This is a genomic window from Citrobacter sp. wls827 (assembly GCF_005280875.1).
Classification (GTDB): domain Bacteria; phylum Pseudomonadota; class Gammaproteobacteria; order Enterobacterales; family Enterobacteriaceae; genus Citrobacter; species Citrobacter youngae.
Window position 1 is genome coordinate 126,417 of record NZ_SZWR01000015.1, and the last position, 1,745, is coordinate 128,161.

Below are 1,745 nucleotides of genomic sequence, written 5' to 3' on the forward strand. Positions count from 1 at the left end.
AAGAGGTGGTAACAATGCAAACAACAACAGCTTTACGTCTTTATGGTAAACGCGATCTGCGCCTGGAAACCTTCGACCTTCCTGAAATGCAGGACGATGAAATTCTGGCCTCAGTCGTAACCGACAGCCTGTGCCTTTCTTCCTGGAAAGAGGCTAACCAGGGCGAGAACCACAAAAAGGTGCCGGACGATGTGGCCACCAACCCGATCATCATCGGTCATGAGTTTTGCGGCGACATTATTGCCGTAGGCAAAAAATGGCAGCATAAGTTTCAACCCGGCCAGCGCTATGTCATTCAGGCTAACCTGCAACTGCCGGATCGCCCGGACTGCCCGGGATACTCCTTCCCGTGGGTGGGCGGTGAAGCCACCCACGTCATCATTCCTGATGAAGTCATGGAGCAGGACTGCCTGTTGGCCTACGAAGGTGAAACCTATTTTGAAGGTTCGCTGGTTGAGCCGCTATCCTGCGTGATTGGCGCATTCAACGCCAACTATCACCTGCAGGAAGGCACTTATAACCACAAGATGGGCATTCGTCCGCAGGGGCGTACACTGATACTCGGCGGCACCGGGCCGATGGGACTGCTGGCGATCGACTATGCACTGCATGGCCCGGTTAACCCGGCGCTGCTGGTGGTAACCGACACCAATAACGACAAGTTGAGCTACGCCCGCAAGCACTATCCATCAGAACCACAAACGTTGATCCATTATCTCCACGCCCAGGATGCGAGTTATGACACCTTAATGGCGCTGAGCGGCGGGCACGGGTTTGATGACATCTTTGTGTTTGTGCCCAACGAACAGCTGGTTACGCTGGCCTCTTCCCTGCTGGCTGCCGATGGCTGCATGAACTTCTTTGCGGGTCCGCAGGATAAGCAATTTAGCGCGCCGATTAACTTCTACGACGTACACTACGCCTTCACCCATTATGTTGGGACGTCTGGCGGCAATACCGACGACATGCGCACGGCGGTAAAACTGATCGAAGAGAAGAAGGTTCAGGCGGCAAAAGTGGTGACGCACATTCTGGGGCTGAATGCGGCAGGTGAAACCACGCTGGAACTGCCAACAGTCGGCGGCGGGAAAAAACTGGTTTACACCGGCAAAGCCTTACCATTAACCGCGCTCACCCAGATTGATGATCCAGCCTTACGTGACATCCTGGAACGACATGAGGGGATTTGGTCGCAGGAAGCCGAACAGTACATATTGTCTCACGCCGAGGAAATTTAACATGATTAACCGCGACACCCAGTTGTGCATGTCGCTTGCCGGCCGACCCGGCAACTTCGGCACTCGCTTTCACAACTATCTGTATGAAAAATTAGGTTTAAATTTTATCTACAAAGCCTTTACCACGCAGGATATTGAGGACGCAGTGAAAGGCGTTCGCGCGCTGGGTATCCGCGGTTGCGCGGTCTCAATGCCGTTTAAAGAGAGCTGCATGTCGTTTCTGGATGCCATCGATCCTTCCGCAAGCGTCATTGATTCCGTCAATACCATCGTCAATGACAACGGTACGCTGACAGGATTTAACACCGACTATATTGCGGTAAAAAGTCTGATTGCCAGCCACCAGCTCAATAGCAGCGCACGCGTGATGATTCGCGGCAGCGGTGGAATGGGTAAAGCGGTTATCGCCGCGTTTCGCGATGCGGGGTTTACGGATGTCATCATTGCCGCGCGCAATCGCGAGAGCGGCCCGACGCTGGCAAAACAGTACGGTTTCCAGTGGCAGCC

The 1,745-nt window shown here is 53.9% G+C and carries 1 protein-coding gene and 1 pseudogene; both read left to right on the plus strand.

The window, feature by feature from the left end:
* Positions 1-14: 14 nt before the first annotated feature.
* Positions 15-1,238, plus strand: coding sequence for an L-sorbose 1-phosphate reductase (gene sorE, locus FDX03_RS09985; RefSeq protein ID WP_137345877.1), 1,224 nt, complete (start codon positions 15-17; stop codon positions 1,236-1,238).
* A 1-nt stretch (position 1,239) separates the two neighbouring features.
* Positions 1,240-1,745: pseudogene (locus FDX03_RS23215) on the plus strand (shikimate 5-dehydrogenase); the annotation flags it as partial.

What these genes read in the sequence shown, in the direction of transcription:
- sorE (WP_137345877.1), top strand. Translation starts at nt 15, where the DNA reads ATGCAAACAACAACAGCTTTACGTCTTTATGGTAAACGCGATCTGCGC.